The sequence below is a fragment of the Kosakonia sp. genome (assembly GCF_032104925.1).
Classification (GTDB): Bacteria; Pseudomonadota; Gammaproteobacteria; order Enterobacterales; family Enterobacteriaceae; genus Kosakonia.
In genome coordinates this window covers 119,631-127,566 of record NZ_DAMCGF010000012.1, presented here as the reverse complement: position 1 = coordinate 127,566, position 7,936 = coordinate 119,631, and the positions used below count along the sequence as shown (strand labels likewise).

6 protein-coding genes are annotated in these 7,936 nt (G+C 51.6%); all 6 read right to left on the bottom strand.

The genetic code is table 11. From position 1 onward, the window contains the following. Positions 1 to 522 precede the first annotated feature (522 nt). The 6 genes from RT644_RS20080 to RT644_RS20055 all read right to left on the bottom strand — a co-directional run bounded on the left by RT644_RS20080 (position 523) and on the right by RT644_RS20055 (position 7,812). Positions 523 to 1,281 (bottom strand): amino acid ABC transporter ATP-binding protein, encoded by a 759-nt coding sequence (locus RT644_RS20080; RefSeq protein WP_044489506.1) that lies wholly within the window; start codon positions 1,279 to 1,281, stop codon positions 523 to 525. 8 nt (positions 1,282 to 1,289) lie between these two features. Beyond that, positions 1,290 to 2,393, bottom strand: a complete 1,104-nt coding sequence (locus tag RT644_RS20075; RefSeq protein WP_313627808.1) for an amino acid ABC transporter permease — start codon at positions 2,391 to 2,393, stop codon at positions 1,290 to 1,292. Positions 2,394 to 2,402: 9 nt separating this feature from the next. Further along, on the bottom strand, positions 2,403 to 3,584 hold the full coding sequence (locus RT644_RS20070) for an amino acid ABC transporter permease (RefSeq protein ID WP_097405957.1): 1,182 nt from the start codon (positions 3,582 to 3,584) through the stop codon (positions 2,403 to 2,405). 72 nt (positions 3,585 to 3,656) lie between these two features. After that, positions 3,657 to 4,682: an amino acid ABC transporter substrate-binding protein gene (locus RT644_RS20065; protein ID WP_020455478.1), complete on the bottom strand. Its 1,026-nt coding sequence runs from the start codon at positions 4,680 to 4,682 to the stop codon at positions 3,657 to 3,659. Positions 4,683 to 5,182: 500 nt separating this feature from the next. Continuing rightward, positions 5,183 to 5,404, bottom strand: a complete 222-nt coding sequence (locus RT644_RS20060) for a lipoprotein (RefSeq protein ID WP_017457276.1) — start codon at positions 5,402 to 5,404, stop codon at positions 5,183 to 5,185. A gap of 329 nt (positions 5,405 to 5,733) precedes the next feature. After that, positions 5,734 to 7,812, bottom strand: coding sequence for a putative bifunctional diguanylate cyclase/phosphodiesterase (locus tag RT644_RS20055; protein ID WP_097405958.1), 2,079 nt, complete (start codon positions 7,810 to 7,812; stop codon positions 5,734 to 5,736). Positions 7,813 to 7,936: the final 124 nt, after the last annotated feature.

Genomic DNA, 7,936 nt, shown 5'->3' with positions numbered 1-7,936 from the left:
CGATGGTAGTGTGGGGTCTCCCCATGCGAGAGTAGGGAACTGCCAGGCATCAAATAAAGCAAAAGGCCCAGTCGAAAGACTGGGCCTTTTGCTTTTCTACTTACAACCTTGCACATGAAGGTCGCACTCAAACCAATTCCACCAGGTCAGTAGCACTTTGAGCATGAATAGATTTAAGCGCCACAGATCCAAAGAGGTAGCGAGCAAGCCATTTCCCTTCCACAGCCAGACATCTGACACCCTCACTCAGAAGTGCAACGCGTAGCGCCAATAATAGTGTGGTCTCCCCTGCGAGAGTCAGGAACGTCGGGCAAACAAGCAAGTACATACCAGACAAAGCACCACCTATATGTAAGGCGGTATTGATTAGCGTGCCCCGGAATTCGTAAGAAGTGCGCTCGACCAACTGAGTGAGATAGATAGCCATCCCCAACTTTTGCTAAACATACTTGCACGACATGCTTTTGCGTCGGCAATAAAAAAGGCCACCCGCATGAGTGGCCTGTAACAATCGGGGAGGGATCAATGAATAACCTGCGACAAAAACGCGCGGGTACGTTCTGATTTTGGGTTCGCAAAGAACTCTTCCGGCGGTGCCTGTTCAACGATTTCACCCCGATCCATAAAGATCACGCGATCGGCAACGGTGCGCGCAAAACCCATTTCGTGGGTGACACACAACATCGTCATGCCGGACTGCGCCAGCCCAATCATGGTATCCAGCACCTCTTTTACCATCTCCGGATCCAGCGCTGAAGTTGGCTCATCGAACAGCATGATTTTAGGCTTCATACATAATGAACGGGCGATCGCCACACGTTGCTGCTGTCCACCGGAAATCTGCCCCGGAAACTTATGCGCATGCTCGGCAATGCGCACACGTTCAAGATAATGCATTGCCAGCGCTTCAGCCTCCTTCTTGGGCATCTTACGTACCCAAATCGGTGCCAGCGTACAGTTTTGCAAGACGGTCAGATGCGGGAATAAATTAAAGTGCTGGAACACCATTCCCACTTCCTGGCGGATCTTTTCGATATTGCGGATATCTTCATTTAACTCAATGCCATCAACGACAATACGCCCTTGTTGATGCTCTTCCAGATGGTTAATACAGCGGATCGTTGTCGACTTTCCAGAACCGGACGGGCCGCAAAGCACAATGCGCTCGCCCTGTTTAACATTGAGATTAATGTCTTTCAGTACATGGAACTGCCCGTACCACTTATTCACATTTTCGAGCGTAATCATCGCGTCGCCAGATTGCATAGTTGTATTACTCATGGGGATCCTCAGTGCGGTGTACGCCCGGTGTTAAAGCGCTTCTCCAGATGTTGGCTGTAGCGCGACATGCTAAAACAGAAAACCCAATAAACTAAGGCAGCAAAAACATAGCCTTCGGTGGACATCCCAAGCCATGCAGGATCGACCGTGGCTTGCTGTACGCTGCTGAACAGATCAAACAAGCCGATGATGATCACCAGACTCGTATCTTTGAACAGAGCAATGATGGTGTTCACAAGCCCCGGGATCACTAGCTTCAGCGCCTGCGGTAAGATCACCAGCCCTTGCGTTTTCCAGTATCCCAGTGCCAGAGATTCCGCCGCTTCATATTGCCCCTTCGGCAGCGCCTGCAAACCGCCACGCACCACTTCCGCCACATAAGCGGACTGAAACAGGATCACACCGACCAGCGCACGGATCAGTTTATCGATACTGGTACCTTCCGACATAAACAGCGGCAGCATCACCGAGGACATAAACAGCACGGTAATTAAGGGAACGCCGCGCCAGAACTCAATGAAAATGACCGATAACACGCGAACCACCGGCATTTTCGAACGGCGACCCAACGCCAGCAGAATCCCCAGTGGCAGTGCGCCAGCAATACCAACAGAGGCGATGATCAATGTCAGAGTCAGACCGCCCCACTGGCGGGTTTCAACCCGTTCCAGTTCGAGAAATCCGCCAAACAACAACCACCACACGACAAGCGGATAAATTACCGCCCAGCAAGCGATATAACGCCCGCGACGCGGCAGCGCCTTCCAGAACATCGGTGCGATAGAGAGCAGTCCAACGAGCAGCGCCACATTAATACGCCAGCGTTGATCATGCGGGTAGAGGCCATACATAAACTGGCCAAAACGCTCGTGGATAAACACCCAGCACGCGCCTGCTTTCGTACAATCGGCACGTGTCGAACCAAACCAGTTCGCCTGAAACAGCGCCCAGTCCAGCAAAGGGGGAATCAACTCCCACATTAACCACAGACACAGCAGCGTCAGCAGCGAGTTTGACCAACTGGAGAACAGATTTTTTCGTACCCATACTATCGCGCCATTGCTTCCTGCAGGTGTCTGGCGCGTCGAGGGAGACAGAATTGCTTTTGTCATCAAGGTTCCTTAGCGCTCAATCAGGGCAATGCGGCGGTTATAGATGTTCATCAGTAACGAAATCGACAGGCTGATGAGCAAGTAAACCGACATGGTAATAGCGATAGTTTCAATCGCCTGGCCGGTCTGATTCAGCACCGTTCCGGCAAACAGCGACACCATATCCGGATAACCAATTGCCGCTGCCAGCGAGGAGTTTTTGGCGATATTCAGATACTGGCTGGTCAGCGGGGGGATAATCACGCGCAGCGCCTGCGGAATAATCACCTGCCGCAGCGTTACCGGATTAGGCAGGCCGAGAGAACGTGCCGCTTCGTGCTGCCCATAGGGCACTGACTGAATACCTGAACGAATAATCTCAGCGATAAACGCGGAAGTGTAGACCGACAGCGCAATGGTAAGCGCGGCGAGTTCCGGGATCAGCACCATACCGCCCTGGAAGTTAAAGCCGCGCAGATGCGGAACGTCCCAGTGCAGCGCTGCGCCAAACACCCAGTGCGCTACCAGCGGCAACAGAATAATCAACCCCAGCGCGGCAGGCCATGTGCGGCGTAGCTGCCCGGTTTTGATTTGATGCATTTTATTAAAGCGAAACAGACCGATGGAGATAGCCACCGCCAGGATTATCGCGCCCGCGAACGCCAGCATGCCCTCGCCCATTTGCGGGGAGGGTATATACAGGCCCCGGTTGCTCAGAAACACCAGCTCCATTGCGTTGACCGCCTGGCGCGGGCCGGGTAGGTTACGCAGCACCGCGAAGTACCAGAAAAAGATCTGCAACAGCGGCGGGATATTACGGAACGTTTCGATATAGATGGTCGATAGCTTCCGCAGTAGCCAGTTTTCAGACAGACGAGCGAGGCCGAGGAAAAAACCGAGAAACGAAGCGAACACAATGCACAGCGCGGAAACCAGCAGCGTGTTAAGTAAGCCTACAAGAAATACACGGCCGTAGGTGTCACCTTGTTCATAATCAATAAGATGTTGAACAATACCAAAACCGGCGGCGCGATCCAGAAAGGCAAAGCCGGAGGTAATGCCGCGGTTATTCAGATTAGTAACGGTGTTGTGTATTAAATAAATGGCGACAACGACCACGGCGATAATCGCAAGGATTTGAAACAGCCAGGCGCGAACCGCAGGGTTAGAAAGGGAGATAGCGCCTTTCACGGTTGGGCGGCGATGGGACATAGGAAAACCTCAGTAACCATGACTCTGGGCTGGGCGCCACGCAAGCGTAGCGCCCGTTACAGCACTTACGTATTAGCGCACTGGCGGAGCGTACTGAATACCGCCGTTGTTCCAGAGGTTGTTCTGGCCGCGTTTGATTTTCAGCGGGCTTTCAGAACCGACGTTACGTTCAAAGATTTCTGAATAGTTACCGACTTTCTTAATGATGTTGTAAGCCCACTTGTTATCCAGCTTCAGGTCTTTACCGAAGTCACCTTCTTTACCTAACAGGTGTGCCATATCCGGCGTTGCTGGGTTAGCGGCTTTCTCATCGACGTTTTTCGAGTTAACACCCATCTCTTCTGCGTTCAGCATAGCGAACAGCGTCCAGCGAACAATCGAGAACCAGTCATCATCACCACGGCGAACCACCGGCCCCAGCGGCTCTTTCGAGATCACTTCCGGCAATACGATCCACTCTGCCGGGTTGCTCAGTTTGATACGCAATGCATACAGCTGAGACTGGTCGGAAGCGAGTGTATCGCAACGGCCTGATTCCAGCGCTTTCGCGGATTCATCGGAACGGTCGAAGGTCACCGGCGTATATTTCATTTTGTTGGATTTAAAATAATCCGCCACGTTCAGCTCAGTATCGGTGCCCGCCTGAATACAAACGGTTGCGCCGTCCAGCTCTTTAGCGCTTTTCAGGCCTGCTTTGTTGTGGGTCAGGAAGCCGATACCGTCGTAATAGGTTACGCCAGTGAATGACAGGCCCATGCCGCCATCGCGGGAAGAGGTCCAGGTGGTATTACGGGAGAGCATATCCACTTCGCCAGATTGCAGAGCGGTAAAACGCTCTTTGGCCGTCAGCGGGGTATATTTTACTTTCGTGTCGTCACCGAATACGGCGGCGGCAACGCCGCGGCAAACGTCCACGTCGATACCGGTGAATTTACCGCTCGCATCCGCGTAGGAAAAGCCAGGCAGACCGTCGCTGATACCGCATTGTACGAAACCTTTCTTTTTAACGGCATCCAGCGTTGCGCCTGCATGTGCCTGATTTGCGACAGCAAACAGTACACCGGCAGCGGCCAGGCTGGCGATCATCATCTTTTTCATAATGCATCCTGTGTGGCGAAAAATTTATCGTTATATAAGGCGTTCGGGAAACGCCTGAACCTGTCTGTGGCGATGGCCATACTCTTTAAAGCAAAGGTAGTGCCAGTTTTGCGCGTGCCGTTATTTGGCTAGCACAGGCGCAATATTGAGAGTGTAGACAGGAAAAAATAAAACCATTGCCCCGTTGTGGTGCAAAAATACAACCTACGCCACAAAACAGAGCAAAAAGAGAGCGTCGTTAAGAGGGAATTAACAGACAAGTTTCCTGCGTGAATATAAGCAATATCTTGATTGGCATCGCTTTGTGAAATGGGTCACGCAAAAATAGAGAAAAAGAGGAAAAACTGAAAAACAGTAGGGGCAGATAAAAGGAAATCTGTACTTATTTTTTTATTACTGCTTGCTTATGGGGCTGAAAATTTACTTATGAAAAATTAACTGCACCTTAATAAAGCAAAAGCGCGGCAAACCGCGCTTTTTATAACTTTTGGCCTTTTAAACTATTTCGTCAGCGCTACGATACCGAGCGTCAGACCGGCAATCGCCGCTGCGCCGCCGGCAATTGCGCCGGCAGTTTCCCAGTTATCTTGAGTTGTGCCTTTCATACAGGTATTGGTATGTACCAGACGACCTTGATCATCGTACACCGGAACACAAGGAGAATCGTGGGCACAGCCTGCCAGGAAGGTCGCCAGTAATGCCACGGAAATGAATTTTTTCATAATATTACCTCGAAATAATCACGATCCCCGATATCAATAATTACGATATCTGTCCAGAATCGATAAGGCATATTTTACCATTCGCCTGCGCAAATTCCCCGGTGCAATAATCTCAAATTATGTTCTTTGTAAAAATCATGAAGACAAAACTACGTCGCAGGTTAAATAGTGCAGAAAAGATGAAGGGTGAAATAAAAAATTCTATTGCAATGCGTAAGAGCTTGATTAAATAGAGATGGTGCATAGCATTATTTTTATAAGAATAATCTAGTTTCCGGCTTTGGTAAAACAAAAGCGCCTGCAGGCGCTTTATTTAAATCAATCCATCTTCAGGAGAGGGGCTCGGGCGGGGGAAGTTTATTTCCGTAAGAGGTAATAGACTCCGCGCTCACCGGTTTACCTAATAAATACCCCTGCAGCGTATTACAGCCCAGCTCAGTAAGAAATTTTTGTTGTTCTTCTGTTTCCACACCTTCCGCTACAACTTTTAAATTCAGCGTCCTGGCTAACGCTACGATGGCCGAGACGATGGTGGCATCTTCGCCTTCCCGGCTTAACTCGCGAACAAACGCACGGTCGATTTTTAATTCGCAGGCCGGAAGACGTTTCAGATACAGCAGACTGGAGTAGCCTGTACCAAAATCATCGATTGAGGCTTGAACGCCCGCATCTGTCAGCTCCGTCAACACGCGCACACTCTCATCCGGATTGCTCATTGCCGTGGTTTCGGTCACTTCCAGGATTAATTTTTGCGGCGGCACATCATGCTTTTTCAGCGCCTCCATAATCGTTGCCACCAGAGAACTCTGTTCAAATTGCAGGGTGGAAAGGTTCACCGCCACAGACCAGTCAAGGTGCCCCATTTTACGCCATTCGCCAAGCTGTCGGCAGGCTTCGTCCACTACCCAGTTACCAAGCGGCACAATCAGACCGGTTTTCTCCGCCAGCGGCAAAAAAACATCCGGAGTGAGCACGCCCTGGTAAGGGTGATGCCAGCGCAACAGCGCCTCAAAGCCGATAACCGGCCCCGCGGGGGCTTTAAATTTGGGCTGATAAACCAGCCGGAACTCCTGGCGCTCCAGTGCCATCCACAAATCATTGAGTAACTGCAGCTGTGTTTGCGCCAGCGTGTTCATCGAGGGCTGAAAGAAGTGGTAACCGTTACGTCCCATATGCTTGGTGTGATACATCGCCGCATCAGCGTTGAACATCAGTTCCCGTTCGTTCTTGCCGTCATGCGGATAAAGCGCAATACCGACGCTCAGCGTCACCATCACGTCATAGGGATCGATAGTGAAGGGCTTATCGATCACGCGTACCAACGAACTGGCAAGCGTTGCTGCTTCATCTGGCGCGCTGACTTCTGCCAGCAGAACAAACTCGTCACCACCAATGCGCGCCAGCGTGTATTGCCCTTTTAATTTTTGCGTCAGGCGATCGGTCACCGCGACCAGCAATTTATCGCCGACATCGTGGCCCCAGGCGTCGTTGACGGTTTTGAAACCGTCGAGATCCATAAACATCAGCGCGAAGAACGAGCCTTCGCGTTTGGCTTTGTTGATGGCCTGTTCAAGGCGATCTTCCAGCAACACGCGGTTAGGCAGACGCGTTAAGGTATCGTGCAACGCCAGCCGTGCCAGTTCGCGGTTTGCGGCCGCCAGTGAAGTTGCCAGGAGCGAGGTTTTCGCCTGCAGACGCGCATCAAACATCGACACCAGTAGCGTAATGCCCAGCACCGAGAAGGCCATCATGCCGACCAGTACGGCTAACCAGTTATTGTTAAAACCGTTATGCCCCATGGCATGTTGGTGAGGGATTTGAGCCGCCATCATGCCGGTGTAATGCATACCAGCAATGGCGACGCCCATTAAAATTGCCGCACCAAAACGCATCAGCGCAACCTGGGCCGCTTCATGACGTAGATGAAATGTGAGCCACAGGGCGGCGAAAGAGGCGACCAGCGCGATCGCTAACGATAAGGCGACCCAGTTCAGATTCCAGATAATGGCCGGGGAGACCTGAAGCGCCGCCATGCCGGTATAGTGCATCGCTGCAATACCCAGGCCCATGACAATTGCGCCCGGGATCAGGCGACGCAGATGCAGATGCGGGGCGCTCACCAGCCACAGCGCGAACAACGAAGAGCCGATCGCGATAACCATGGAGAGGGCCGTGAGAAACGGTTCGTAGCGCATGTTCATCGACATGTTCATCGCCAGCATGCCGATAAAATGCATCGCCCAGATGCCTATCCCCATCGCTACGCCGCCACCGCTGAGCCAGACCCATGACGATCCCTTGCTGCTGGTGGAAACTCGGCCGGCCATATTCAGGGCGGTATAAGAGGCTAAAATGGCTACGATAAAAGAAACAACAACAAGGATATAGTCGTATTGGCTATCCAGCATGGTGTCATCAACTCATTCACTAAGGGCGTTACGCATTAGTACGATCGGACTGGCGAAAAGGGCTGAGACATTAGCATCGTATGGAGATGGCTCAAAATGATTTAAATCCCTGCGTTAATCAGGG